Source organism: Nonomuraea ceibae, assembly GCF_019396325.1.
In the GTDB taxonomy this organism is placed as follows: Bacteria; Actinomycetota; Actinomycetes; order Streptosporangiales; family Streptosporangiaceae; genus Nonomuraea; species Nonomuraea ceibae.
On the sequence record NZ_JAHKRO010000023.1, the window covers coordinates 17,188 to 41,305 of the forward strand.

26 protein-coding genes and 1 riboswitch are annotated in these 24,118 nt (G+C 70.6%); of the genes, 15 read left to right on the plus strand and 11 right to left on the minus strand.

Translation table 11 applies throughout. The annotated features are described in order from the left end of the window. Nucleotides 1-419: 419 nt before the first annotated feature. The 3 genes from KME80_RS17375 to KME80_RS17385 form a co-directional block, all read right to left on the minus strand. On the minus strand, nt 420-635 hold the full coding sequence (locus KME80_RS17375; RefSeq protein WP_219506477.1) for a hypothetical protein: 216 nt from the start codon (nt 633-635) through the stop codon (nt 420-422). A gap of 325 nt (nt 636-960) precedes the next feature. Continuing rightward, nucleotides 961-2,343, minus strand: coding sequence for a phage major capsid protein (locus tag KME80_RS17380; RefSeq protein ID WP_219506479.1), 1,383 nt, complete (start codon nt 2,341-2,343; stop codon nt 961-963). A 202-nt stretch (nt 2,344-2,545) separates the two neighbouring features. Further along, entirely contained in the window at nt 2,546-2,800 is a 255-nt protein-coding gene (locus tag KME80_RS17385; protein WP_219506481.1) for a GntR family transcriptional regulator, read from the minus strand. 94 nt (nt 2,801-2,894) lie between these two features. On the opposite strand from KME80_RS17385, the gene KME80_RS17390 reads away from it, so the two are divergent. Together KME80_RS17390 and KME80_RS17395 are read left to right on the plus strand one after the other, a co-directional pair. Beyond that, the gene (locus KME80_RS17390) at nt 2,895-3,179 is read left to right on the plus strand and encodes a hypothetical protein (protein ID WP_219506483.1); all 285 of its coding nucleotides are present in this window, start codon (nt 2,895-2,897) and stop codon (nt 3,177-3,179) included. Nucleotides 3,180-3,389: 210 nt separating this feature from the next. Beyond that, nucleotides 3,390-3,839 (plus strand): hypothetical protein, encoded by a 450-nt coding sequence (locus KME80_RS17395; RefSeq protein ID WP_219506484.1) that lies wholly within the window; start codon nt 3,390-3,392, stop codon nt 3,837-3,839. Here KME80_RS17395 and KME80_RS17400 read toward each other — a convergent pair. The 3 genes from KME80_RS17400 to KME80_RS17410 form a co-directional block, all read right to left on the minus strand. Then, nucleotides 3,828-4,196, minus strand: coding sequence for a VOC family protein (locus KME80_RS17400; protein ID WP_308125801.1), 369 nt, complete (start codon nt 4,194-4,196; stop codon nt 3,828-3,830). The genes KME80_RS17395 and KME80_RS17400 overlap by 12 nt on opposite strands. 59 nt (nt 4,197-4,255) lie before the next feature. Further along, nucleotides 4,256-4,576, minus strand: coding sequence for a DMT family transporter (locus KME80_RS17405; protein WP_219506487.1), 321 nt, complete (start codon nt 4,574-4,576; stop codon nt 4,256-4,258). A 33-nt stretch (nt 4,577-4,609) separates the two neighbouring features. Then, a riboswitch (guanidine-III (ykkC-III) riboswitch) is annotated at nt 4,610-4,673 on the minus strand. An 18-nt stretch (nt 4,674-4,691) separates the two neighbouring features. Continuing rightward, the gene (locus KME80_RS17410; RefSeq protein ID WP_308125802.1) at nt 4,692-5,489 is read right to left on the minus strand and encodes a class I SAM-dependent methyltransferase; all 798 of its coding nucleotides are present in this window, start codon (nt 5,487-5,489) and stop codon (nt 4,692-4,694) included. Between the two features lie 103 nt (nt 5,490-5,592). Here KME80_RS17410 and KME80_RS17415 point away from each other — a divergent pair, with 103 nt between their 5' ends. The 7 genes from KME80_RS17415 to KME80_RS17445 all read left to right on the plus strand — a co-directional run bounded on the left by KME80_RS17415 (nt 5,593) and on the right by KME80_RS17445 (nt 12,218). Beyond that, complete coding sequence (locus KME80_RS17415; protein WP_219506491.1) at nt 5,593-7,398, plus strand: acyl-CoA dehydrogenase; 1,806 nt, start codon at nt 5,593-5,595, stop codon at nt 7,396-7,398. Between the two features lie 102 nt (nt 7,399-7,500). Next, nucleotides 7,501-8,511 carry an ABC transporter substrate-binding protein gene (locus KME80_RS17420; RefSeq protein ID WP_219506492.1) on the plus strand — a complete coding sequence of 337 codons (1,011 nt, stop codon included), beginning with the start codon at nt 7,501-7,503 and terminating at the stop codon, nt 8,509-8,511. Continuing rightward, nucleotides 8,508-9,320, plus strand: coding sequence for an ABC transporter ATP-binding protein (locus KME80_RS17425; protein WP_219506494.1), 813 nt, complete (start codon nt 8,508-8,510; stop codon nt 9,318-9,320). Before KME80_RS17420 ends, KME80_RS17425 begins: the two co-directional genes overlap by 4 nt. Then, on the plus strand, nt 9,317-10,072 hold the full coding sequence (locus tag KME80_RS17430) for an ABC transporter permease (RefSeq protein ID WP_308125803.1): 756 nt from the start codon (nt 9,317-9,319) through the stop codon (nt 10,070-10,072). The genes KME80_RS17425 and KME80_RS17430 overlap by 4 nt, the downstream gene beginning before the upstream one ends. Then, nucleotides 10,069-11,406, plus strand: coding sequence for an LLM class flavin-dependent oxidoreductase (locus KME80_RS17435; RefSeq protein WP_219506497.1), 1,338 nt, complete (start codon nt 10,069-10,071; stop codon nt 11,404-11,406). The genes KME80_RS17430 and KME80_RS17435 overlap by 4 nt, the downstream gene beginning before the upstream one ends. After that, nucleotides 11,403-11,924 carry an NADPH-dependent FMN reductase gene (locus tag KME80_RS17440; RefSeq protein WP_219506500.1) on the plus strand — a complete coding sequence of 174 codons (522 nt, stop codon included), beginning with the start codon at nt 11,403-11,405 and terminating at the stop codon, nt 11,922-11,924. The genes KME80_RS17435 and KME80_RS17440 overlap by 4 nt, the downstream gene beginning before the upstream one ends. Nucleotides 11,925-11,993: 69 nt before the next feature. Then, entirely contained in the window at nt 11,994-12,218 is a 225-nt protein-coding gene (locus KME80_RS17445) for a DUF6458 family protein (protein ID WP_219506502.1), read from the plus strand. Nucleotides 12,219-12,224: 6 nt separating this feature from the next. Here the strand turns inward: KME80_RS17445 and KME80_RS17450 are convergent, their stop codons facing one another. From KME80_RS17450 to pdhA, 4 genes are read right to left on the minus strand one after another with little or no spacing between them, the layout of a single operon-like run. After that, nucleotides 12,225-12,518, minus strand: a complete 294-nt coding sequence (locus tag KME80_RS17450; protein ID WP_219506504.1) for a Dabb family protein — start codon at nt 12,516-12,518, stop codon at nt 12,225-12,227. A gap of 49 nt (nt 12,519-12,567) precedes the next feature. Further along, nucleotides 12,568-14,019, minus strand: a complete 1,452-nt coding sequence (locus KME80_RS17455) for a dihydrolipoamide acetyltransferase family protein (RefSeq protein ID WP_219506506.1) — start codon at nt 14,017-14,019, stop codon at nt 12,568-12,570. A gap of 16 nt (nt 14,020-14,035) precedes the next feature. Further along, on the minus strand, nt 14,036-15,016 hold the full coding sequence (locus KME80_RS17460; RefSeq protein ID WP_219506507.1) for an alpha-ketoacid dehydrogenase subunit beta: 981 nt from the start codon (nt 15,014-15,016) through the stop codon (nt 14,036-14,038). Next, nucleotides 15,013-16,104 carry a pyruvate dehydrogenase (acetyl-transferring) E1 component subunit alpha gene (gene pdhA / locus KME80_RS17465; RefSeq protein WP_219506509.1) on the minus strand — a complete coding sequence of 364 codons (1,092 nt, stop codon included), beginning with the start codon at nt 16,102-16,104 and terminating at the stop codon, nt 15,013-15,015. Before pdhA ends, KME80_RS17460 begins: the two co-directional genes overlap by 4 nt. Before the next feature lie 228 nt (nt 16,105-16,332). Here pdhA and purS point away from each other — a divergent pair, with 228 nt between their 5' ends. From purS to purL, 4 genes are all read left to right on the plus strand, one after another. Then, the gene (gene purS, locus KME80_RS17470; RefSeq protein ID WP_219506510.1) at nt 16,333-16,578 is read left to right on the plus strand and encodes a phosphoribosylformylglycinamidine synthase subunit PurS; all 246 of its coding nucleotides are present in this window, start codon (nt 16,333-16,335) and stop codon (nt 16,576-16,578) included. A gap of 221 nt (nt 16,579-16,799) precedes the next feature. Continuing rightward, nucleotides 16,800-17,186, plus strand: a complete 387-nt coding sequence (locus KME80_RS17475; RefSeq protein ID WP_219506592.1) for an ATP-binding protein — start codon at nt 16,800-16,802, stop codon at nt 17,184-17,186. A gap of 126 nt (nt 17,187-17,312) precedes the next feature. After that, nucleotides 17,313-17,996: a phosphoribosylformylglycinamidine synthase subunit PurQ gene (gene purQ, locus KME80_RS17480; RefSeq protein ID WP_219506511.1), complete on the plus strand. Its 684-nt coding sequence runs from the start codon at nt 17,313-17,315 to the stop codon at nt 17,994-17,996. Next, nucleotides 17,993-20,245, plus strand: coding sequence for a phosphoribosylformylglycinamidine synthase subunit PurL (gene purL / locus KME80_RS17485; protein ID WP_219506512.1), 2,253 nt, complete (start codon nt 17,993-17,995; stop codon nt 20,243-20,245). The genes purQ and purL overlap by 4 nt, the downstream gene beginning before the upstream one ends. A 72-nt stretch (nt 20,246-20,317) precedes the next feature. On the opposite strand, the gene KME80_RS17490 is transcribed toward purL, so the two are convergent. After that, nucleotides 20,318-21,199 (minus strand): collagen-like domain-containing protein, encoded by an 882-nt coding sequence (locus tag KME80_RS17490; RefSeq protein WP_219506513.1) that lies wholly within the window; start codon nt 21,197-21,199, stop codon nt 20,318-20,320. Between the two features lie 206 nt (nt 21,200-21,405). Here KME80_RS17490 and KME80_RS17495 point away from each other — a divergent pair, with 206 nt between their 5' ends. Continuing rightward, nucleotides 21,406-23,409, plus strand: a complete 2,004-nt coding sequence (locus tag KME80_RS17495; RefSeq protein ID WP_308125804.1) for an adenylate/guanylate cyclase domain-containing protein — start codon at nt 21,406-21,408, stop codon at nt 23,407-23,409. Nucleotides 23,410-23,443: 34 nt separating this feature from the next. Beyond that, nucleotides 23,444-24,106 carry a Crp/Fnr family transcriptional regulator gene (locus KME80_RS17500; protein WP_219506514.1) on the plus strand — a complete coding sequence of 221 codons (663 nt, stop codon included), beginning with the start codon at nt 23,444-23,446 and terminating at the stop codon, nt 24,104-24,106. The last annotated feature ends 12 nt before the right edge of the window (nt 24,107-24,118 follow it).

Sequence of the window (24,118 nt, forward strand, 5' to 3'; positions counted from 1 at the left end):
CAGTAGAGCACAGCCCGCGTCAGCGGCAAAAGATAGCCGGGCTTGTCAAGTCCCGTAACGGGGCGGCCTGGGGCATGGGTCTTGGCTTCGTATGGGTCACGGGAAGTTACGGCCGGCCATACTCGTCGTTACTGCGGGAACGTGCCCCCCGGTTCCCCGAGAAAAAGAGGAAGACTGCGCGGTCTTGCATTGGGTTGAGGGGGCCATGTGCTGACCCCCTCCTTTCCCCTTCAGTCCTCCAGCGGCAACGCTGCGACCGCAGTCACCCAGTCGGGCGGCAAGGTCGGGTCGTTGAGGAACGCCAGCCACACCGCCGTGCGGTTGGCCTTCACTTCCTTGAGCGCGGCCAACACATGATCGAACAGGTTGAGGACCTCATCCGTGGTGGCCTGCGTCCGACCGTCATCGTCGGGCGTCAGTCAGCGGTCAAGCTCGTCGTCGCTCATCCAGCTCAGATCGATGTGCGCGGTGCTTGGCTTGTCCATCGCTCGCGGCGCGGTGGCCCGACCGTACTGGATCAGTGCCGCTGCCTGCGCCGCTTGCTGGCACTCGGGCGTGTCTTCGCCGTACGCCGTGACCGCTGCTGGGGCCTGGCTGGGCGCAGTGCCGGGGGCACTGGGGGGCTGGTTTTCCACTGTCTTCTCCTGGGTTGGTGCGGTGCGGTGCGGTGCCTGGCGGGGAGTGGGCGGAAGGCAACACACCCACTCCCCGTTCCCAGGTCGGACCCCCTCGGAGTTGGGGTCCCTTCGGAGGAGCACCACTTCCTCCGGGTCTTTGGGGCCTTGGGGAGGTCACAGTCCCCACCGTGACCTCCCCTTCGGGCCGACGACCCCTTAACCTTTAGGTCGTCTCCACGGGAGTCGCTAACCCCCAATGGGCGACCGGCTGAGTGAAAGTCGCCCACGTTGTTGACGGGGGAGGGAGGGAGTGACCGGGTGGGGTCGCCTCCCCCGCCAAGCTTTAAGCGGTGGTCGGCACGTCCAGCATCCGGAACGCGTTCGGCACGACCACGTTGCCGCCAGTGCGGAACCACATGTACAGCCCGCGCTGACCAGTCGGTCGGCGGTTCGGACCCGTCACCATCGGAACGGGCTCGATCGTGGTGCCGATGCGGTCGGCGATCACGTAGTTGTTGAAGTCGCCGTAGATCATGACGTAGTTGCTGGCCGTGGCAGCCGGGTCGATGACCCCGTCCATGTTGCTGTTCTCGTTCATCCGCCGACCCAGCAGGTTGCCGCCCGTCAGCTCCGGGAACTTGAGCGCGCCGTTACCGGTCTCGAACTGCCGAAGCAGGTTGATGATCGGCAGGGCGGCCATCCACTGCGCCCTCGGCGTGAACCTGGGCGGGAGCGACTCCTGGAGCAGGAACGGGTGCGCAGCGGTCAGGGCCTCGCCCGTGGCGTTGATCTCGGCGACCGTGCCCGCCAGAGCCGTCACGATGCCCGTGGGCTGGTTGGTCCCGGTGCCGACGACGTACGCCTCCGCCCTGAGCTGGTCGGCTGCGTCCACGAGCAGCCTGCTCAGCTCCTGGGCCAGGTTGACCGCGTCCATCCCGACCTCGAACGAGTACTGCACGTAGGCGTCGCCCTTGTGGACAGGCACGGACACCTGACCCACACTCGGCGAGGCGTCGGTGGTCTCCTCCTCCTCGGGCCTCCAGCTCGCCGTGACACCCGCGCTGGTGACGCCGTGCCACACGTCGCTGTTGGTCTGCACCACCCTGGCCAGTCGCCGCATGGGGTCCACGCTGCCGTCGCTCGTGAGCAGGATCGCGGGGTCCAGGTGGAACGGCACCATGTAGCCGCCCTCGCCGTCCGTGAGGCTCATGGACCGCATCTCGCTGCGCAGCTTCTCGACGGCGGTGAACGCCTGGCGTTCCTCGTCGTCCCACATCATGTGACCGCGCAGCGGGTCAGCGAGAACCTGGGCGAACGCCCGCTCGTACGCCGGGCTGCCTGTGGTCGTGATCCACCTCTCGGCGAGCCCCTGGTGCATCCGCGCACCCTGCCGGAGGAGGGCCTCGGCCTTCTCCTGGGCCGCAGCCGGAATCGCCGCTCGCTCGATGGTCCTGAGGGCCTGGTCGCGAGTGCTGCCGCTGTTGGTCGGGTGGTGGCCGTCGTATTCGTGGACACCCCGCTCGGTCTTGAGGTCGCCTCGGCTCGTCAGGCTAGCCAGCCGGAGGTTGCGCTCCTCGCGCGTCAGGTCCTCGAACTCGGTCGTCAGGGAGTCGAACTCCTGGGCCTGGGCTCGGGTCGGATTGTCGTGACTGCCCAGCCGCTCCATGTCAGCGGCGACGTCTCGCAGTCGGGCCACAACCTGCGCGTGGCGCTTCGCGTTGTTCATGTCTGGTTCTCCTAGGTGAGAGTGGTGAGTTCTCCCCTAGCGACGTCGAGCGTGCCCGCTGGCTCCGCGACGTGACGCCTCCGGCGTCCGGCCTGGTTCGAGGTGCTGATGGGGGTGGCATCTGCAACGGGTGAGCCAGGCTCGGCGCGTGCGTGCTGCCCCCCAGGGAATCAGCCCTGCGGGTTACGGCAAAAGCCCCCTGCTATGCAGGGGCGTCCTCAGGCTCGGGCGGTGGCCCCACGAACGAGCCGATCTGCGGAACCGTGTAGATCAAGCCTTCATCGCGGAGCGATGCCACCACTTTGCGAGCCGTGCCACGGGCGATGCCGAACTCCTGCATGATGGCGGTCTCGGACGGCAGCGGAACGCCACGCTTGTACTCGCCCGACTCGATCCGCTTGCGCAGGATGTTGGCGACCTGCCTCCATTTCGGCTGGTCAGCCCGTAGTTCCGTCACACCTCAACCGTAGACATGCAGGTCAGAGCATCTTCATTCGACTACGAGCATGCTTAACCTTGAACGAGTATGTACGAGCCCCTACGCTGGGGGAATGCTGCATCCCCCGTCACGAATCAAGATCGAGGTCGAGGGCGCGACCCTCACCGTTCCCGAGTTCATGCACTCGCTGGCCTACCTGGCGCGTGTCTACAAGGTCGGCGAAGTGTCCCCCATCGAGCAAATGCTTACGATCAACATCGACGAGGCTTACGGCTGGCTGGACACCCACATCGGAGACCAGCAGTACGGCGACATTCAGGTCTACGACGTCACTTGGGCTGCCACCAAGCCCCCGACGCTGCTGCGCACCCTGCCCAGCCGCCGCAGGCAGCGCTAGCGGGGATGGGTCTCGGAAGCCCTCGGAGGTACTCCGGACAGCACGGAGGGCACCCCCTGGGCTCTGTGGCCCTGGGCAGTGCCCTCGTGGTCTCCGTGAGGCTCCCGTCTACGCGGCTAACGTGAACGGCAGCCCACCCTTAACTGCCAGGGTCGAAATCAGGGTCCATCCCCGATGTGGGCAGGGGGCGGCCGGAGGCACGCTGAGGACATGAACGAAATCACCCGACGTGATGAAGTCTCGCTGTCCGCCGCCGCCCTGCGCGGCGCTCCGTGGAAGGCCGCCGCCATCGGCGGTGGCGCCGTCGCCGCGACCAGTTTCGGGGTCGGGCTGCTCGGCGGCGGCGGCGACATGGTGTGGGCGCTGGGGCTGGGCATCAGCCTGTTCGCGCTGATCGCGGCCGTGGGCGCGGTGTCCAAGCCCGAGGAGGGCGACCGGGTGACCCGGCAGGCGCGCGTGTGGGGCCTGCGCCACCCGTGGAAGTTCGCGCTGCTGCCGGCCGGCATCACCGCGGTGCTCGACTACCCGGTGCAGCTCGTGCTCGACGGGGAGGGCGTGTTCGGCTCGGCGGTGCACGCCGGCTGGCACGGACTGCTCGTCTACGTGATCGCCGCCGTGCTCACGCTCACCATGCAGGGCCGGGCGCGCTCAGCTCGCTGAGGCGGCCCGCTCGGCCTCGCTCCGGCAGACGCAGAACTCGTTGCCCTCGGGATCGCGCATGGTGACCCAGCCGAGACCGTTCTCGTCGCGCCGGTCGTCGTAGATGGTGGCGCCGAGGCCGAGCAGGCGCTCGACCTCCTGGTCGCGGGTGCGGCCCTCGGTGCCGTTGACGTCCAGGTGCAGCCGGTTCTTCACGGACTTGCCCTCCGGCACCCGGATGAACAGCAGGAACGGGTCGTGCTTGGTGCGCAGCATCACCTCGTCGTCGCCCGGCATGTCGCCGTCGCCGAGCGGGAGGCCCGTGGCCTTGCTCCACCAGGTGGCGAGCTCGTACGGGTCGGCGCAGTCAATGGTCACAGCGTGAATCTCGATCATTCGGCCACTCAATCGCGACACCGGCAATCGAGTCAAGCCGGTTAGTGCGCGCCGGCCAGGTTGAGCCCGACGACCCCGGCCAGGATGAGCCCGATGGAGATCAGGCGGATCGCCGAGACGTCGTCGCCCATGGCCAGCATGCCGAGCACCGCCGTGCCGACCGCGCCGATGCCGGTCCACACGGCGTACGCGGTGCCGACCTCGAGGGACTTGAGGGCGTACGCGAGCATGCCGAAGCTCAGGAGCGCGGTGAGCAGGAAGGAGACGGACCACCACACGTGGGTGAAACCGTTGCTGAGCTTGAGCGACAGGGCCATCGCGACTTCGGCGACGCCGGCGAGAACGAGGATGATCCAGGCCATCGTGGCATGACTCCTTCAGCGGGACTGCAGTGTCATGCGTCGTCTTTACCTACCGGGTACGGCGCGTCTCGTCCGGGAGCTGTGCTCACAACACGGAACGCCCCCAGGGCCGCGATCATTCCCACCAGATCGTGACCCAGCGGTCGCGGGGCATCGGCCACATCCCCATCTCCTGCGCCGTGCGCGCCACCTCGTCGGCCCGTGCCGGGTCGAGGCAGATGCGGTGGCAGGCGCTGGCGGCCAGCTCCTCCAGGGAGCTGAATCGTTCCAGCGGGGCCTCGCGCTCCTCCACGCGCACCGCGAAGCCCAGCGCGGCGGCCAGCGCCACGCAGTCCTCGGCGACGGGCCGCACGGGACGGTCGACGCCGTGGAAGTGCTGCCAGAGCGGCGCCAGCCAGCTCATGGGATGGCGGTGCGGCAGCTCCAGCACCACGCGGCGGCGGGTGCGCGAGTCCAGCGCGAACAGGAACGGCGCCAGGTCGGGGACGTTGTAGACCACGTGCGCGGCCACCGACACGTCGACCTCGGGCACCTCGCCCGCCACGTCCGGCCAGCGGCCCGCGATCGCGGTGGTGCGCACGCCCAGCTTGTCGGCGCGGGCCGAGAGCTCGTCGAGCATCTCGGGCGAGCTGTCGACGGCGTAGAGGTGGCCGATGCGCTCGCGCAGCGGCAGCGACGAGGCGCCCGGTCCCGAGCCGACGTCCAGCAGCGTGCCGCCCTCGGGCAGCGCCTGCCTCACGCGCGTCATGGTGGGCCCGTCGTCGGGCTCGGCGAGCGCTCTGTCGGTGCGGCTGGTGAACCGGCTCACCGGATAGCCCCACGGATCGACCGGGGCCGCGGCCAGGATCTCCGGCGGAATGGCCCAGGATTCCAGGCGCTCTCGCCATCTCGCGGCGAGTTCTTCGGCATCCACGGAGATGAGCATGCCACGCATATCCATGGTTACCGGCGGGTAGCATTGCTAGTAAGGTTACTCACCGGTAGATGAAGGACTCGGTTCAAGGAGAGCTGCACCCATGGGCCACTACAAGAGCAACGTGCGTGACCTGGAGTTCAACCTTTTCGAGGTGTTCGGGCGACGCGAGATCCTCGGCAGGGGCCCGTACGCGGACGTGGACGAGGACACGGCCCGCAGCATCCTGGATGAGGCCGAGCGGCTGGCGACGGGCGTCCTGGCCGACTCGTTCGAGGAGGGCGACCGCAACCCGCCCGTCTTCGACGCCGCCACCGGGTCCGTCACCATCCCCGACGGCTTCAAGAAGTCGTTCAAGACGCTGGTCGACGGCGGCTGGGCGCACCTCGACCTGCCCACCGACCTGGGCGGCCCCGGCATCCCGCGGAGCCTGGCGTGGGCCACCGCCGAGATGGTCCTGGGCGCCAACCCGGCGCTGTACATGTACGCGGCGGGCCCGAACTTCGCCTACACGCTGTGGAAGGTCGGCACCCCGGAGCAGAAGCGCTTCGCCGAGCTGGCCATCGAGCGCAACTGGGGCGCCACCATGGTGCTGACCGAGCCCGACGCCGGCTCCGACGTGGGTGCAGGCCGCGCCAAGGCGATCCAGCAGGACGACGGCACCTGGCACATCGAGGGCGTCAAGCGCTTCATCACCAGCGCCGAGCACGACATGGCCGAGAACATCTTCCACCTGGTCCTGGCCCGCCCCGAGGGCCACGGCCCCGGCACCAAGGGCCTGTCGATGTTCCTGGTGCCCAAGTTCCACGTGAACCTGGAGACCGGCGAGCTCGGCGAGCGCAACGGCGCGTACGTGACCAACGTCGAGAAGAAGATGGGCCTGAAGGTCTCCACGACCTGCGAGCTCACCTTCGGCGACAAGCACCCGGCGGTCGGCTGGCTGGTCGGCGACGTGCACGAGGGCATCAAGCAGATGTTCATGGTCATCGAGCACGCCCGCATGATGGTCGGCACCAAGGCCATCGCCACCCTGTCCACCGGCTACCTGAACGCGCTGGAGTACGCCAAGCAGCGCTTCCAGGGCGCCGACCTGACCAAGATGGCCGACAAGGCCGCCCCGCGCGTGACCGTGGTCAACCACCCGGACGTGCGGCGCGAGCTGATGCTGCAGAAGGCGTACGCCGAGGGCATGCGGGCGCTGGTGCTCTACACGGCGACCTTCCAGGACGCCATCCAGATCGACCCCGACGACCGGCACGCGCACGCGATGAACGACCTGCTGCTGCCGCTGGTCAAGGGCGTCGGCTCGGAGCGCTCGTACGAACTGCTGGCGCGCTCGCTGCAGACGCTGGGCGGCTCCGGCTACCTCCAGGACTACCCGATCGAGCAGTACATCCGGGACGCGAAGATCGACTCCCTGTACGAGGGCACGACCGCGATCCAGGGCCTGGACCTGTTCTTCCGCAAGATCCTGCGCAACCAGGGCGCGGCCGTGGGCGCGCTGCTGACCGAGATCAACGAGTTCGCCGCCTCCGAGGCGGGCAACGGCCGACTCAAGGAGGAGCGCAAGCTGCTCGCCGAGGCCGCCGCCGAGGTCAAGGCCATGGGCGACACGATGGCCGGCTGGGCGCTCGGGTCGCTGGAGAAGCCGGAGGAGGTCTACCGCGTCGGGCTCAACACCACCCGGTTCCTGCTCTCGCTGGGCGACCTGGTGATCGGCTGGCTGCTGCTGCGCCAGGCCGAGGTGGCGCTGGCCCGCCTGGCGGACGGCGACGACCCCTTCTACCAGGGCAAGGTCGCGGCGGCGTCGTTCTTCGCCACGACCGTGCTGCCCCGCCTGGCCGCCGAGCGCCGCACGCTCGACGCCACTGGTCAGGAGCTCATGGAGCTGCCCGAAGAGGCCTTCTGACGAACGCGCCGGCCCGATGGCCGGCGCGTTCTTCGCACCATTTCCCTATTAAACCTGTAGGAAATGTTGACTTAGTGGCGGCGGACGCCTAGGTTCGGCGGCATGAGAGTGGGCCGTTTCAGACATGCCGTTGCCGCAACCACGCTGCTGCTGGCCACCGCAGCCTGTGGGACGAGCCAGGCCGGATCCGTCCAGAAGGAACTGCGCTACCAAGGCAGCGTCGGCGCGGTCACCTTCCCCGAACTGGCCGAGGAGCTGGGCTACCTCGGCGACATCAAGCTGAAGTGGGTCGGCAACACCACCTCCGGGCCGCAGGACATCCAGTCCGCAGCCACCGGCCAGACCGACTTCGGCGGCGCCTTCAACGGCGCCATCGTCAAGCTCCGGGCCGCCCGGGCCCCCATCAAGGCCGTGATCGGCTACTACGGCGCGGACGAGAAGTCGTTCAGCGGCTACTACGTGCCCGAGGACAGCCCGATCAGGACCGCGCGCGACCTCATCGGCAAGAAGATCGGCGTCAACACGCTCGGCGCGCACCACGAGGCCGTGATCAAGGAGTATCTGACCCGGGCCGGGCTCACGCCCGCCGAGATCGAGCGCGTCCAGCTCGTCGTCGTCCCGCCGGTCAACACCGAGCAGGCGCTGCGCCAGGGACAGCTCGACGTCGGCACCCTCGGCGGCATCCTCAAGGACAAGGCGCTGGAGCGCGGCGGGCTGCGGCCGCTGTTCACCGACACCGGGCTGTTCGGGCCGTTCACCGCCGGCTCGGTCGTCTTCCGCGAGGCGTTCATCGCCGACAACCCCGAGGTCGTCCGCACGTTCGTGACCGGCTTCGCCAAGGCCGTGCACTGGGCCCAGACCCGCCCCCGCGAGGAGGTGGTCGCCAAGTTCGAGCAGATCATCAACCGCCGCGGCCGCAACGAGGACCCGAGCACCGTGCGCTACTGGAAGAGCTCGGGCATCGCCGGCCCAGGCGGGGTGATCGCCGTCAAGGAGTTCCAGACCTGGATCGACTGGCTGGAGCGCTCCGGCGACATCAGGCCCGGCCAGGTCGAGGCCGGCGACGTCTTCACCAACGCGTTCAACCCCTACGCCGGCCAGAGCGCCTCATGACGACACTGAGCGAGACCGCCGTCCGCACCAAGATCGGCATCCGGGGCGTGGGCCGGACGTTCACGGTCCGGGGCGAGCCGTTCACCGCGCTGGCGGACATCGACCTGGACGTGCGCGAAGGAGAGTTCCTGACGCTGGTCGGGCCGAGCGGCTGCGGCAAGTCCACCCTCCTCGACCTGATCGCCGGGCTGGCCGCGCCGAGCAGCGGCGAGATCCTCATCGACGGCGCCCCCGTCACCGGCCCCGGGCTCGACCGGGGCGTGGTCTTCCAGCAGTACGCGCTGTTCCCGTGGCGGTCGGCCCGGGCCAACGTCGAGTTCGGGCTGGAGGCCAAGGGCGTGCCCCGCCGCGAGCGCGCCGGGCGGGCCAGGCACTACCTGGACCTGGTCGGCCTGGCCGGGTTCGAGGACCGCTACCCGCACGAGCTGTCGGGCGGCATGCGCCAGCGGGTCGCCATCGCGCGCAGCCTCGCCTTCGACCCCGACGTGCTGCTCATGGACGAGCCGTTCGCCGCCCTGGACGCCCAGACGCGCGAGTCGCTGCAGGGCGAGCTGCTGGACGTGTGGCGCAAGACCGGCAAGACGATCGTGTTCATCACCCACAGCATCGACGAGGCCGTCTACCTGGGCCAGCGGGTCGCCGTCATGACCTCCAGGCCGGGGCGGATCAAGGAGGTCGTCGAGGTGTCGTTCGACTCGCGCGAGGGCGACCTCCGGGCCGACCCGGCGTTCGGCGCGTACCGGCACCACGTGTGGAGCCTGCTGCGCGCCGAGGTGGCGGCGGCCCAGGAGCAGGAGCGGGCCTCGTGAGCGCCGTCCGGCGGGCCGCCGCCCGGTCGGCGGCCGTCCTGCTGCTCCTGGCGGCCTGGGAGGGGCTGCCCCGGCTGGGCGTGGTCGACCCGGTCTTCGTGCCGCCGCTCTCGGTGAACCTCCAGGCCGGCTACGACCTGCTGCTCGGCGGTCAACTGCCCGAGCACGTACGGGCGTCGCTGGTGCGCTCGCTGTCCGGGTTCGGCCTGGCCATCCTGCTGGCCATCCCGCTCGGGCTGCTGATCGGCTGGTACCGGCCGGTGGCCGACACGCTGGTGCCGCTGCTGGAGGTGTTCCGCAACACCTCGGCGGTCGCGCTGCTGCCCGTCTTCACGCTGATCCTCGGCATCGGCGAGACCACGAAGATCACCTTCGTGCTGTACGCCTGCTCCTGGCCGATCCTGCTCAACACCATCAGCGGGGTGCGGGCGGTCGAGCCGTTGCTGGTCAAGTCGGCCAGGTCGATGGGCGTCGGCCCGGTCCGGCTGTTCCAGAAGGTGATCCTGCCCGCCGCCGTGCCCGCCGTCTTCACCGGCATCCGGCTGGCCGGGGCGTACGCGATCCTCGTCCTGCTCTTCGCCGAGATGGTCGGCGCCAAGGCGGGGCTCGGCTACCTGATCCAGGACGCCCAGTTCAGCTTCCGCATCCCCGACATGTACGCCGGAATCATCACGATCTCCCTGCTCGGCCTGCTGTTCAACCTGCTGCTGGTCAGCGTCGAGCGCCGCTTCAGCACCTGGAGGACCACATGAGCAGACAGCTACGCCTCAACGCCTTCCTCATGGGCGTCGGCCACCACGAGGCCGCCTGGCGGCACCCGCTGACCGAGCCCGCCCGCCTGGCCGACGTCCGCCACTACCAGGAGCTGGCCAGGATCGCCGAGGCGGGCAAGCTGGACTCCGTCTTCCTGGCCGACGGGGTGGCGCTGCAGGCCGACGTCCGGCACAACGCGCTCGGCGGGCTCGAACCGCTGACCCTGCTGTCCGCGCTCGCCGCCGTGACCGACCACGTCGGGCTGATCGCGACCGTCTCGACGACCTACAACGAGCCGTTCCACGTCGCCCGCAAGTTCGCCTCGCTCGACCACATCAGCGGCGGCCGGGCCGGCTGGAACATCGTCACCTCCGCCGGCGAGGCCGAGGCGCGCAACTTCGGCATCGAGCGGCCCGCGCACGCCGACCGCTACGCCCGCGCCACCGAGTTCCTGGACGTGGTCACCAAGCTCTGGGACAGCTGGGAGGACGACGCCGTCGTGGCCGACCGGGCGGGCGGCGTCTACGCCGACACCGGCAAGATCCACGCGATCGAGCACGCCGGCGAGCGGTTCTCCGTACGCGGCCCGCTGAACACCCAGCGGCCGCCGCAGGGGCATCCGCTGCTCGTCCAGGCGGGCTCGTCGGAGGACGGCAAGGAGTTCGCCGCCCGCTACGCCGAGGCCGTGTTCACCGCCCAGCAGACGCTGGAGGAGGGCCGGGCGTTCTACCGCGACCTCAAGAGCCGCCTGACCCGCCACGGCCGGCAGCCCAGCGACCTGCTCGTCCTGCCCGGGATCTCGCCCGTCATCGGCTCCACCGAGAGCGAGGCCCGCCGCCTGGAACGCGAGCTGGACGAGCTCATCATCCCCGCCTACGGGCTGGCCCAGCTCTCCACGCTCGTCGGCATCGAGCTGGACCACGACGCGCTCGACCGGCCGCTGCCCGACGTGGGCGTCGACACCGAGGGCGCGCAGAGCCGCCGCAAGCTCGTCGTGGACCTCGCCAGGCGCGACAACCTCACCGTGCGGCAGCTCATCGCCCGGCTGGCCGGCGGCCGTGGGCACCGGGTGGTGGCCGGGGCGCCCGAGCAGATCGCCGACCAGATCCAGGAGTGGTTCGAGGGCGGCGCGGCCGACGGGTTCAACATCATGCCGCCGCTCCTGCCCAGCGGGCTGCACGACTTCGTCGACCACGTCGTGCCGGAGCTGCGCGTCAGGGGGCTGTTCCGGCACGAGTACGAGGGCCGTACGCTGCGCGAGAACTACGGCCTGAGCAGGCCGGGCTCCCGCTACGCCGCCGATCGGGCCGCCGACCTGGTGGTGGCCGGATGAGCCTCGTCACGCTGGTCGGCAACCCGCGAGAGGGCTCCAGGACGCTCGCGGCGGCCTCGACGGCCGCCGAGGCCGTCGGGCGGCGGATCGGGCACGACGGGCCGCCCGAGGTCGTGGACCTGTCGGCGCTCGGGCCGCACCTGCTCGCCGCCACCCCGTCGGCCGCCGTGGAGGTGGCCGTGGAGCTGGTCACCGGGGCACGCGTGCTGGTGGTGGCCAGCCCCACCTACAAGGGCACCTACACCGGGCTGCTCAAGTCCTTCCTGGACCGGCTGCCTCCCGCCGCGCTGCGCGGGACCGCGGCGCTGCCCCTGCTGGTCATGGGCGACCCGGCGCACTCCCTGGCCGTCGAGGTGCACCTGCGGCCGCTGCTGGTGGAGCTCGGCGCCGTCGTGCCCACGCCCGGCCTGGCGCTGCTGGAGTCGCGGCTGCCGCAGCTCGGCGAGGTGCTCGCCGACTGGGCCGACCGGGTCGCGCCCCAGGTCGCGGCGGTGCTCAGGCAGGAGGTGGCGTCCTGAGGGTGTGATCCGCGTTACCCGGGTATGACCGAGGACGTACTAGCTCTTTGCCTGTCGCTGGAGGCCGTCATGGGTGTCGGGGTCAGCATCTTCTTCCTCACGCTCGGCGCCATCCTGAGATTCGCCATCGAGCCCGACGTGTTCGGCCAGAGCGTCCACATGGACGTGATCGGCCTCATCTTCATGATCGTCGGAGGCGCCGGGATCGTGCTGAGCGTCGTGCTCGCGCCCCGGCGCGGCCGCACCTCCGACGACCGGCTGATGCACCGCGAGAACAACCCGCCCGAGCTCTAGAGCGCTCTAGAGCTCCAGCTGCACCGCGGCGCGCGAGGCCAGGATCGGCTTGACGTGATGGGCGATCACCTTCTGGTGCTCCGGGTGGTCGCGGTAGGTCACGTAGTCGTCCTCGGAGTCGAAGTCGGCGACGACGGCGAACTCGTGGTTGCCCTGGTTGATGCCCGCGTCCATGCCAACCGTGTAGGAGCGGATCTGCGGGATGACGCCCGGCAGCCCGCGCAGCGCGGCCAGCACCCCCGCCTTCTGGGCGAGCGTGGCGTCTTCGGTCCAGGTGAACAGCACGATGTGGCGGATCATGGCGCCACCCTACAGAGGCCGGGAGGGGGCGTCCCCTCCCGGCCCGCGATCAGCTCCAGGCCAGCATCCGCAGCGGGTCCTCCAGCATCGCGCCCACGTCGCGCAGGAACAGCGAGCCCAGCTCGCCGTCGACCACCCGGTGGTCGAACGACAGGGCCAGGGTCGTCACCTTCCGTACGGCGAGCGCGCCGTCGACCACCCAGGGCATGTCCCGTACCTGGCCGAAGGCGAGGATGGCGGACTCTCCCGGGTTCAGGATCGGGGTGCCGGCGTCGACGCCGAAGACGCCGACGTTGGTGATCGTGATGGTGCCGCCCGCCATCTCCGCCGGCTGGGTGCGGCCCGCCCTGGCGGTCTCGGTGAGCTTGCCCAGCTCGGCGGCCAGGCCGGGCAGGGTCAGCTCGTGGGCGTTCTTGACGTTGGGCACCACGAGGCCCCTCGGGGTGGCGGCGGCGATGCCCAGGTTGACGTAGTGCTTGACGACGATCTCCTGGGCGGCCTCGTCCCAGGACGAGTTGATCATCGGGTGGCGGCGGGCCGCCGTGAGCACGGCCTTGGCCACCAGCAGCAGCGGCGACACCTTGACCTCGGCGAAGTCGGGCAGCGCGCGCAGCCGCTTGACCGCGTCCATCGTCTCGGTGACGTCCACCTGGAGGAACTCGGTGACGTGCGGGGCGGTGAACGCGCTGGCGACCATCGCCTGGGCGGTCATCTTGCGCACGCCCTTGACGGGGATGCGCTCCTCGCCCGCCTGCGGCCTGGCCGTCGCAGCCTGCTGCTGCGGCTGCGGCGGCCGGGCGGTCGCAGCGTGGACGTCCTCGCGGGTGATCGAGCCGTGGGGGCCCGTGCCCGTGAGGGTGGTCAGGTCCACGCCCAGGTCCTTGGCCAGCTTCCGGACGGGCGGCTTGGCCAGCGCCGCCACTCTGGCCGGGTCCGTAGACGCCGGGGGCTGCTCGGACGGGGGCTGGGGGGCCGTGGAAGGCGGGCCCTCCAGCTCCACGCGGGACGGGTTGGCGACCGGGTCGGCGGGGATCGTCGACGGCGCACGCCGGGTGCGGCGGCGGGCCGCGCCGGTCTTGACGCCGTAGCCGACCAGGACGGCCTGGCGCTCCTCCTTGGGCGCGGGGCTGCCGTGGGCGCCCGGCTCGACGGCGCCCTCCGCCGGCGGGGTGGGCACCAGGTCCTCGGCCAGGGCGGCCGCCTGCTGGCCGGCGGCGCCCGCGGAGCCGCCGGGACCGCCCGGTTCGCCCGGTTCGCCCGGTTCGCCGGTCTCGACGGCGATGATCGGCCCGCCGACGTCCACCGTCTGGCCCTCGTCCGCGAGCAGGTCCGCCACCTGGCCGTTCCACGGGATGGGCAGCTCGACGATGGACTTGGCGGTCTCGATCTCGACGATGATCTGGTTGACCTTGACCTCGTCGCCCGGTCTGACGTGCCAGCGGACGATCTCGGCCTCCGTCAGCCCCTCGCCGACGTCCGGGAGCTTGAATTCGCGTCGCATCAGTGCGGGATCCCCCTCAGTAGCCGAAGGCGCGGTCGACGGCGTCGAGCACCCGGTCCAGGTCGGGGAGGTAGTGCTCCTCCAGCTTGGACGGCGGGTAGGGGGTGGAGAAGCCGCCGACGCGCAGCACCGGCGACTCCAGGTGGTAGAAGCACTGCTCGGTGATGCGGGCCGCCAGCTCCGCGCCGAACCCGTTGTTGACCGGGGCCTCGTGGACGACGACGACGCGGCCGGTGCGGCGCGCGGAGTCGAGGACCACCGGCGTGTCGAGCGGGTTGAGCGAGCGCAGGTCCACGACCTCCAGGTCGCGCCCGTCCTCCTCGGCGGCCTTGGCGGCCTCCAGACAGGTCTTGACCATGGGCCCGTAGCAGAGCAGCGTCGCGTCGGTGCCGGGGCGCACCACGCGGGCCCGGTCCAGGGGCGTCCACCAGTCGGTGCTGGTGGTGTCGACCTCACCCTTCTCCCAGTAGCGGCGCTTGGGCTCGAAGAAGATGACCGGGTCGTCGCTCTGGATCGCCTGCTGGATCATCGAATAGGCGTCGGCCGGGTTGGCGCACGCCACGACGCGCAGCCCGGCGGTGTGGGTGAAGTACGCCTCGGGCGACTCGCTGTGGTGCTCGACCGCGCCGATGCCGCCGCCGCACGGGATGCGTACGACGACAGGGAGCTTGATCGCGCCGAGCGAGCGCATGGGCATCTTGGCGAGCTGGGTGATGATCTGGTCGGCGGCCGGGAAGACGAAGCCGTCGAACTGGATCTCGCACACCGGCCTGTAGCCGCGCAGCGCCAGGCCGATCGCGGTGCCGATGATGCCCGACTCGGCCAGCGGCGTGTCGATGACCCGGTCCTCGCCGAAGTCCTTCTGCAGCCCGTCGGTGACGCGGAACACGCCGCCGAGCTTGCCCACGTCCTCGCCCATGATGAGGACCTTGGGGTCGTCCTCCATGGCCTTGCGCATGCCCTCGTTGAGCGCCTTGGAAAGGCTCAGCACGGTCATCTCTCGAACCCCTCCAGGTAGGCGGCGTACTGGGCTCGTTCCTCGTCGATCAGCGCGTGCGGCTCGGAGTAGACGTGCTCGAACATGGCGAGCGGCTCCGGGTCGGGCATCGCCAGGCAGCGGGCCCTCAGGTCGGCGCCGAGCTGCTCGGCCTCGGCCTCGATCTCGTCGATGAACGCCTGGTCGGCCAGCTCGTTCTTGAACATGTAGGACTTGACCCGCTCGATCGGGTCCTTCAGCTTCCACGCCTCCAGCTCGCTGGCCACGCGGTAGCGGGTTGGGTCGTCGGCGCTGGTGTGGGCGCCCATCCGGTACGTGAACGCCTCGATCATGGTCGGGCCCTGGCCCTCGCGGGCGTTCTTGAGCGCGGCCCGGGTGACGGCGAGGCAGGCGAAGACGTCGTTGCCGTCGACGCGCACGCCGGGGAAGCCGAACCCGGACGCCCTGCGGTAGAGCGGGATGCGGGTCTGCTTCTCCAGCGGCTCGGAGATGGCCCACTGGTTGTTCTGGCAGAAGAACACGATCGGCGCGTTGAACACGCTGGCCCAGATGAACGACTCGTTGACGTCGCCCTGGGAGGTGGCGCCGTCGCCGAAGTAGGCGATGGTGGCGGCGGTGGCGTCGTCGCGCTGGATGCCCATGGCGTAGCCGACGGCGTGCAGCGTCTGGCTGCCGATGACGATCGTGTAGAGGTGGAAGTTGTGCTCCTTGGGGTCCCACCCGCCGTGGTTGACGCCGCGGAACAGGCCGAGCAGCTTGAGCGGGTCGACGTCGCGGCACCAGGCCACGCCGTGCTCGCGGTAGGTGGGGAAGGCCATGTCGGCGTCGGTGAGCGCGCGGCCGGAGCCGATCTGCGCGGCCTCCTGGCCGAGGAGCGAGGCCCAGATGCCGAGCTCGCCCTGCCGTTGCAGGGCCACGGCCTCCAGGTCCACGCGCCGGACGAGCACCAGGTCGCGGTAGAGGGACCTGACCTCTTCTGGGGTCAGGTCGATGTCGTAGTCGGGATGCTGGACCCGCTCTCCTTCCGGCGTGAGGAGTTGGACGAGCTCCGGGGGTGCTTCGGCACCACGAGAGGCGTCGACGGTCACGTGCCACTCCTGTGCGGTCGGGGCCGGTCCGGACGGGGTTGCCACCGGTGGCCGGCCTTCTGAGCGTCCGGACCATTTGGTGGTGGTTCGTACGCGCTTGGGGCCATCGTGGCAGACGTCACAGCCCTCCGCGCAAGCCCCATGATGTCCCCGTTCCCGTTGTGCCGCACGCAAACACGCGCCGGTAGGCTGTCCTTTGCCAACCCCGCCGTACCCAGGAGGAACGCAGTGGCGCGCGTCATCGTAGACGTCATGCTGAAGCCCGAGATTCTCGACCCGCAGGGCCAGGCCATCGCCCGTGCGCTGCCCCGGCTGGGTTTCTCGGGTGTGTCCGCCGTGCGGCAGGGCAAGCGCTTCGAGATCGAGCTGGAGGGTCCCGCCGACGACGCCGCTATTGCGGACGTCCGAAAGATGGCGGAGACTCTGCTGGCGAACACCGTGATCGAGGACTACACGGTCCGCGTCGAGGCGTAGAACGGCATATTTCACACCTCAAATGGCCTTGTACGGCTAAAGCCGCATTCCGGCGTGCCACAATGCCACGGGTTCGCCAAGCCCAAATAACAACAGCGTGATTTTGCGGTTAGCCCCGATTTCACGGGGAAACCTACTCCAGGTGACATTCCGGAGCCCGGAGGAGTCCGGTGGACATTGAGTTCTCGTTGGCACTGCCCCGGGATGCGATCGGCATCCCGATGGTCAGGCGGGTGCTTGGCGATGCCATGCGATCCTTGCATGTGAGCGAGCCCTGCATTGCCGACATGCTGCTCGCGGTCTCCGAGGCCTGCTCCAACGCCGTGCGTCACGGCGGTCCCGCCAACCGCTACGAGGTCACGGCCGCCATCGGCTACGGCCGCTGCGACGTGCGCGTCGCCGACAGCGGCGGCGGCCTGCCCTCCGTGCCGCTCCACTTCCCGCCCGCCGACACCGAGAACGGCCGCGGCCTGCTGATCATGCGCTCGGTCGTCGACGAGATCTCCTTCGGCATCACGCCCGGCCGTGGCACCACGGTCCATCTGCGCAAGCTGCTCGCCTGGGACGACGCGGCCGAGGCCCGCTCCCGCCAGCTCGCCGCCGTCTGACGTCTCCGCTGGTGCGGGGCGTGACGAGGAACACACGAAAGCACCGGCTACCCTAGGGAGCGCCGCCCGCCGTCCGCCCCGAAGAGACGGTGGCGTGTGCTCATTTCCTCGGAGGGGACGACAGTCATGAGCGCTGCCCGTGTGGGCGTAGTCACGTTTCCCGGCACACTCGACGACCAGGACGCCGCCAGGGCCGTGCGCCTCGTGGGCGCCGAGGCGGTGCCGCTGTGGCACGCCGACCACGACCTGAAGGGGGTCGACGCGGTCTTCCTGCCCGGCGGCTTCTCCTACGGCGACTACCTGCGGTGCGGAGCCATCTCCCGGTTCGCGCCGCTGATGGAGGAGCTCATCCCGGCCGCCCGCGCGGGCCTTCCCGTGCTGGGCACCTGCAACGGCTTCCAGATCCTGTGCGAGGCGCACCTGCTGCCCGGCGCGCTGACCCGCAACGCCTCCCTGCACTACGTCTGCCGCGACCAGCGCGTGCGCGTCGAGTCGACCGACACGGCCTGGACCAACGCCTTCGAGCAGGGCCAGGAGATCACGCTGCCGGTCAAGCACGGCGAGGGCCGCTACGTGGCCTCCGCCGAGACGCTGGCCGAGATCGAGGCCAACGGCCAGGTCGTGTTCCGCTACGTCGGCGGCAACCCCAACGGCGCCATGAACGACATCGCGGGCATCCGCAACGAGGCGGGCAACATCGTCGGCCTCATGCCGCACCCCGAGCACGCGGTCGAGGAGCTGGTCGGCGCCCCGAGCACCGACGGCCTCGGCTTCTTCACCTCCATCCTCAAGAAGCTGGTGAACGCATGACCACCGACTCCGTCAAGCGAGCGGAGAGCACGCCCGACGAGCCGATGCCCTTCGCCGAGCTCGGGATGAAGCAGGACGAGTACGACCGCGTCAAGGAGATCCTGGGCCGCCGGCCCACGGGCTCCGAGCTGGCCATCTACAGCGTCATGTGGTCCGAGCACTGCTCCTACAAGTCGTCCAAGGTGCATCTCAAGCAGTTCGCCACCAAGGCCCCCAAGTCCGACGCCCTGCTCGTCGGCATGGGCGAGAACGCCGGCGTGGTCGACATCGGCGACGGCTGGGCCGCCACCTTCAAGATCGAGTCGCACAACCACCCGTCCTACGTCGAGCCGCACCAGGGCGCCGCCACCGGCGTCGGCGGCATCGTGCGCGACATCATGTCGATGGGCGCCCGCCCGATCGCGGTCATGGACGCCCTCCGGTTCGGCGGCGCCCACCAGGACGACACCCGGCGCGTGCTGCCCGGCGTGGTCGAGGGCATCAGCCACTACGGCAACTGCCTCGGCCTGCCCAACATCGGCGGCGAGGTCGCCTTCGACCCCTGCTACATCGGCAACCCGCTGGTCAACGCCCTCTGCGTGGGCCTGCTGCGCAAGGACCAGATCAAGCTCGCCACCGCCCCCGGGCCCGGCAACAAGGTCGTCCTGTTCGGCGCCTCGACCGGCCCCGACGGCATCGGCGGCGCCTCCGTGCTGGCCTCGGCCACGTTCGAGGACGAGTCGCAGGCCAAGCGCCCCGCGGTGCAGGTCGGCGACCCGTTCATGGAGAAGCTGCTCATCGAGTGCTGCCTGGAGCTCTACGCGGCCGACGTCGTCGTCGGCATCCAGGACCTCGGCGCGGCCGGCGTCTCCTGCGCCACCACCGAGCTGGCCGCCAAGGGCACCGGCGGCATGCACGTCGACCTCAACCAGGTCCCGCTCCGCGATCCCTCGCTGCGCCCCGAGGAGATCCTGATGAGCGAGTCGCAGGAGCGGATGATGGCCGTCGTCCGGCCCTCCGACATCCCGGCGTTCATGGCGATCTGCGCCAAGTGGGACGTTCCCGCCACCGTCATCGGCGAGGTCACCGACACCGGCCGCCTCGTCATGACCTGGCACGGCGAGACCATCGTCGACATCCCGCCCGGCACCGCCGCCGACGACGGCCCCGTATACGAGCGGCCCTTCCACGAGCCCGCCGGGCAGGCCGCGCTCAACGCCGACACCCCCGACGCGCTGGAGCGGCCCGCCGACCTGCGCGCCACGCTGCTCCAGCTCCTCGGCTCGCCCAACCTGGCGTCCAAGGCGTGGGTGACCGACCAGTACGACCGCTACGTGCGCTCCAACACCGTGCTCGCCCAGCCGGCCGACGCCGGGATGCTGCGCATCTCCGAGGCCATCGCCGGGGCCGAGCCCACCACCCGGGGCATCGCGCTGTCCACCGACGGCAACGGCCGCTACGCCAAGCTCGACCCGTACGCCGGAGCCCAGCTCGCGCTCGCCGAGGCCTACCGCAACGTGGCCGTCACCGGCGCCAAGCCGCTGGCCGTCACCAACTGCCTCAACTTCGGCTCCCCCGAGGACCCCGAGGTCATGTGGCAGTTCGCCGAGGCCGTACGCGGCCTGGCCGACGCCTGCCGCACCCTCGGCGTGCCGGTGACCGGCGGCAACGTGTCCTTCTACAACCAGACGGGCTCCACCGCCATCCACCCCACGCCGGTCGTCGGCGTGCTCGGCGTCATCGACGACGTGGCCAAGCGGGTGCCCACCGGGTTCGTCGCCGAAGGGCTGCGCGTCGCGCTGCTGGGCGACACGGCCGCCGAGTTCGGCGGGTCGGAGTGGGCGCACGTCGCCCACGGCCACCTCGGCGGGCTGCCGCCGGAGGCCGACCTGGAGGCCGAGCGTTCGCTCGCCACCGTGCTCGTCGAGGCCGCCCGGCGCGGGCTCCTGGAGGGCTCCCACGACCTGTCCGACGGCGGGCTGGCCATCGCGCTGGCCGAGGCGTGCCTGGCGCGCGGCATCGGCGCCACCGTGGCGCTGAGCGGCGAGCCGTTCACCGACCTGTTCAGCGAGTCGGCCGCCCGCGCGCTCGTCGCGGTCCGGCCGGAGGCGTTCGACGAGTTCGCCGCCCTCTGCGCCGAGCACGAGGTCCCGTGCTACGGGCTCGGCGTCACCGGCGGGGAGTCGCTGGTGGTGCAGGACGTGCTGGAGGTTCCGGTCTCGGAGCTGCGCGACACCCACACGGGCGCGCTGCCGGCCATCTTCGGCTGATCCACGCCAAAGGGGCCGGTACGGGATGCCGTACCGGCCCTTCGTGTTGTGCCTGGGACTTTCGTGTGGTGCCTAGGACTTCAGGCAGACGACGTAGACCGAGCCCGCGGAGCCGTGGTTGCCGCCCTGGGTCGAGACCTCGGGCTGGGCGCTCTTGCTGTTGACGTCGTAGTCGTTGTTGTTGCCCTTGCTCGCCCGGACCGTCCAGCCGTTGCCGCCGCTGGGCATGCTGGCGGTCACCTGGTAGCGCCAGTCGACGGAGAAGCCGCCGCCGGTCGCCAGGTCGCCGCTCTTGCAGGTGGCCGTGCCGGAGCCGTTCTTGATGGAGGCCGTCTCCACGTAGGTGGAGAGGTTGGCCGCGCCGCCCGGGTCACCCTTCGGGCCCTGGGGGCCGCGGGGGCCGGTGTCGCCCTTCGGCCCCGGCTGCCCGTCCTTGCCGGGAAGGCCCGGCTTGCCGTCCTGGCCGTCCTTGCCCGCGGGGCCCGGCTTGCCATCCTGGCCGTCCTTGCCGTCCTTGCCGGGGAGGCCGGGCTTGCCGTCCTGGCCGTCCTTGCCTGCCGGGCCCTGCTGTCCGTCCTTGCCGGGGGCGCCGTCCTTGCCGGGGAGCCCCTGCTTGCCCTGGGGGCCGCGGGGGCCGACGGGGCCGGCGTCGCCCTTCGGGCCCTGGAGGCCCTGGGGGCCGCGGGGGCCGGCCTGGCCGCGGGTGCCCGAGGAGAGGGCGGGCTGGGTCTCGCCGCCGCCGATGATCATGCGGATCTCGGTCGTCCGGCACTTGGCCGTCGGGTTGACGATGCGCGCGTAGCGGGACTTCTTGTGCACGCAGGCGGTCACCTCACCGGCCGCGGAGGAGACGGACGAGGCGGTCGCGACGCCACCCACGGTGAGCAGCGAAGCGGCGAGCGCGCCGGCGGAGACGAGGGCGAGCGAGCGCCCACCCCGAACCTTGAGAGCCACGGCTTTCCTTCCGAAGAACAGGTGATGTTCATGTTGAACATGAGATTCACGTTTCAACCGTTCCATCGGATGGCAGAAGTGACATAACGTATCCATCACGAAACACAGCGTGACAGAACGGGCTGACGTCACTTGACGGGTCAAGAAGTGTCGAACCCGTAAAACAACACAGTGGCCCCTGGCCCCGCCCGTGGATAATCAGGGGCGTGTCAGCCCCCTACCTGCCGCCCGCCACGCAACCCGTGCGCGGAGTCGTCTGGGTCATCCATCTGGCGCTGCCCATGCTCGGGCTGTGGCTGCTGCTCGCCCAGCCGGACCTGAACGTCATGTGGCACCACAATCCCAGCCACTTCTGGCTGATCGTCGCCGTGGCCGGGCTGAACGTGGTGCTGGGCACGCTGATCAGCGAGGCGTCGCGGCGACGGCGGGACGCCCGGCTGTTCCTGGTCTCGATGGTGTTCGTCAGCAGTGCCGGGTTCTTCTTCATGCACGGGCTGGCGACGCCGCAGATCATCCTGCCCAAGGGGTCGCTCGGGTTCGACCTGGGGCAGATGGCCGGGCTCACGGTGGCCTCGGGGTTCGCGTTCGCCTCGGCGCTGCCGCTGGGCGAGCGGGCGGCGCGGGCGGTGCTGAAGGCGCAGCACGCGGTGCGCGGGGCGCTGTTCGGGTTCATGGTGCTGTGGGGGCTGGCCTCGCTGCTGCCGGGCTGGACGCCGCTGAGCCGCCCGCCGGAGGGGTCGCCCGCCGGGTGGGTGGCGTGGGGGTCGCTGCCGGGGCTGGCGCTGTTCGCGGCGGCCGGGGTGATGATGTTCCTGCTGCACCGGCGGCGGCCGTCGGCCATGCTGATCAGCCTCATCACCGCCTACGCGCTGCTGGCCGAGTCGATGGTCGCCGGGATGTCGCAGCTCAACTGGCATCTGACGTGGTGGGAGTGGCACGTCCTGCTGACGTTCGCGTTCGGGTTCGTCGCCTACAGCGCCTACCTGCAGTTCAGGCGGGAGGGGTCGGGCGCCGGGCTGTTCGACTCGGTGACGCTCTCGGCGACGGTGCGGCGCATCCAGCAGGACTACGACCGGGCGCTGGAGGAGCTCGTCGAGCACGTGCGGCGGGGCGAGCCGCTGGCAGCGACCCGGCTGTCGGGCAAGTTCCGGCTGAACGAGGGCCAGGCGGCGGTGCTCGACCGGGCCGGCCGGGCGCTGGCCGACGAGCGGGCGCTGTCGGAACGGCTGGCCGCGCTGGTTGACGTGGGCGCCAGGACCCGCGTCGGCCTGCCCGAGACCGAGCTGCTGGCCACGGCCCTGGACCGGGTCAGGCAGGCGTACGGGGACGTGCGGATCGGGCTGGTCTCCGAGGGCCGCACCCGGATCGGGTCGCGCGAGTATCACTTCACCACGCACGCGCCGATCCGCCGCGACGAGCTGGTCGCCTACCCGCTGACGGTGAAGAACCGGCTGGCCGGCGTGCTGGAGGTGCCCGCCGGGCGGGGCGCGCACGACGAGGCGCTGGCCGCCACGCTGGCCGGGCAGCTGTCGATCTCGCTGGAGAACGCCCGCCTCTACCGGGAGCTCGACACGCTCTTCCGCCAGTACATGTCGCCGGACGTGGCCAACGCCCTGCTCGCCGATCCGGGCCAGGCGGCGCTGGGCGGCCGGTTGCAGGAGCTGACCTCGCTGTTCGCCGATCTGAAGGGGTTCACCACGTTCTCGGAGCGGGTGACGCCGGGCGAGATCGTGGAGATGCTGAACCGCTATCACACGGCGGCGGTGCCGTGCATCCTGGCCAACGGCGGCACGATCGTGCAGTTCGTCGGTGACGCGCTGCTGGCGGTGTTCAACGCCCCGGCGGCGCAGGCGGGCCACGCCAAGGCGGCGTGCCGGGCGGCGCTCGCCATGCAGCGGGCCGCCGCCGAGGTTGCGCGGGAGGTGGCGGGGGCGGCCGTGGAGTGGCCGACGTTCCGCGTCGGGGTCAACACCGGGCCCGCGCTCGTCGGCAACATCGGCAGCCCCGAGCTGCGCGGCTTCAACGCGATGGGCGACTGCGTGAACGTGGCGGCCCGGCTCCAGTCGCTGGCCGAGCCGGGCACGGTGGTGATCGGCGCGACCACGCTCAAGCAGCTCGGCGCGGGGGCCCGGGTCGATCCGCTCGGCAGGCTGAGCCTCAAGGGCAAGGAGGAGCCCGTGGAGGCGTACGTTCTCACAGAAATGGCATAGCTGCCCGCCGCTCCGTACGGACATAATCGGGCGCATGACGCCAGAGGCCGGCGAGTTCCTGTCCACGCTCACCCCCGACGAGGTCCAGGCGGTGCTCGCCGCGGGGCGGCCGCGACGGTGGGAGCGCGGGACGACGGTGATGACCGAGGGCGACACCTCCGACTGGGTGCTCGTGCTGACCGCGGGCCGGGTCAAGGTCTCGTCCCATACGAGCGGCGGCACCGAGGTGGTGCTCGCGGTGCGCGGTCCCGGCGCGCTGCTGGGCGAGATGTCGGCCATCGACGGCTCGCCGCGCTCGGCCACGGTGACCGCGCTGGAGCCGGTCTCGGGGGTGGTGATCCGCGACTTCACCGGTTTCCTCCAGGATCACGGGCGGGTGGCCGTCCTGCTGCTGCGGCTGGTCACCGAGCGGCTGCGCGACTCCGACCGCAAGCGGATCGAGTACGGCGCGTTCGACACGACGGGACGGGTGGCGACGCGGCTGATCGAGCTGGCCGAGCGCTACGGCGAGCAGACGCCGGGCGGGCTGCGCGTGGCGCTGCCGCTGTCGCAGGACGAGCTGGCGGGCTGGACGGGGGCGTCGCGCGAGGCCGTCAGCAAGGCGTTGCGCTCGCTGCGCGACCGGGGGCTGATCGAGACCGGACGGCGGCGCGTGGTCGTCCACGACCTGGACGGGCTGCGCCGGCGGGCCCGCTGAACTATTTTCTAG

Excerpts from the sequence above, each read along its gene's own strand:
- KME80_RS17405 (WP_219506487.1), bottom strand. The coding sequence starts at position 4,576 with ATGGCCTGGATCATCCTCGTTCTCGCCGGCGTCGCCGAAGTCGCGATG.
- KME80_RS17415 (WP_219506491.1), top strand. The coding sequence starts at position 5,593 with ATGGGCCACTACAAGAGCAACGTGCGTGACCTGGAGTTCAACCTTTTC.
- KME80_RS17455 (WP_219506506.1), bottom strand. The coding sequence starts at position 14,019 with ATGCGACGCGAATTCAAGCTCCCGGACGTCGGCGAGGGGCTGACGGAG.
- KME80_RS17395 (WP_219506484.1), top strand. The coding sequence starts at position 3,390 with ATGAACGAAATCACCCGACGTGATGAAGTCTCGCTGTCCGCCGCCGCC.
- KME80_RS17420 (WP_219506492.1), top strand. The coding sequence starts at position 7,501 with ATGAGAGTGGGCCGTTTCAGACATGCCGTTGCCGCAACCACGCTGCTG.
- KME80_RS17450 (WP_219506504.1), bottom strand. The coding sequence starts at position 12,518 with ATGATCCGCCACATCGTGCTGTTCACCTGGACCGAAGACGCCACGCTC.
- KME80_RS17445 (WP_219506502.1), top strand. The coding sequence starts at position 11,994 with ATGGGTGTCGGGGTCAGCATCTTCTTCCTCACGCTCGGCGCCATCCTG.
- KME80_RS17425 (WP_219506494.1), top strand. The coding sequence starts at position 8,508 with ATGACGACACTGAGCGAGACCGCCGTCCGCACCAAGATCGGCATCCGG.
- KME80_RS17440 (WP_219506500.1), top strand. The coding sequence starts at position 11,403 with ATGAGCCTCGTCACGCTGGTCGGCAACCCGCGAGAGGGCTCCAGGACG.
- purQ (WP_219506511.1), top strand. The coding sequence starts at position 17,313 with ATGAGCGCTGCCCGTGTGGGCGTAGTCACGTTTCCCGGCACACTCGAC.
- KME80_RS17500 (WP_219506514.1), top strand. The coding sequence starts at position 23,444 with ATGACGCCAGAGGCCGGCGAGTTCCTGTCCACGCTCACCCCCGACGAG.
- purL (WP_219506512.1), top strand. The coding sequence starts at position 17,993 with ATGACCACCGACTCCGTCAAGCGAGCGGAGAGCACGCCCGACGAGCCG.
- KME80_RS17460 (WP_219506507.1), bottom strand. The coding sequence starts at position 15,016 with ATGACCGTGCTGAGCCTTTCCAAGGCGCTCAACGAGGGCATGCGCAAG.
- KME80_RS17475 (WP_219506592.1), top strand. The coding sequence starts at position 16,800 with ATGGTCAGGCGGGTGCTTGGCGATGCCATGCGATCCTTGCATGTGAGC.
- KME80_RS17380 (WP_219506479.1), bottom strand. The coding sequence starts at position 2,343 with ATGAACAACGCGAAGCGCCACGCGCAGGTTGTGGCCCGACTGCGAGAC.
- KME80_RS17435 (WP_219506497.1), top strand. The coding sequence starts at position 10,069 with ATGAGCAGACAGCTACGCCTCAACGCCTTCCTCATGGGCGTCGGCCAC.
- KME80_RS17390 (WP_219506483.1), top strand. The coding sequence starts at position 2,895 with ATGCTGCATCCCCCGTCACGAATCAAGATCGAGGTCGAGGGCGCGACC.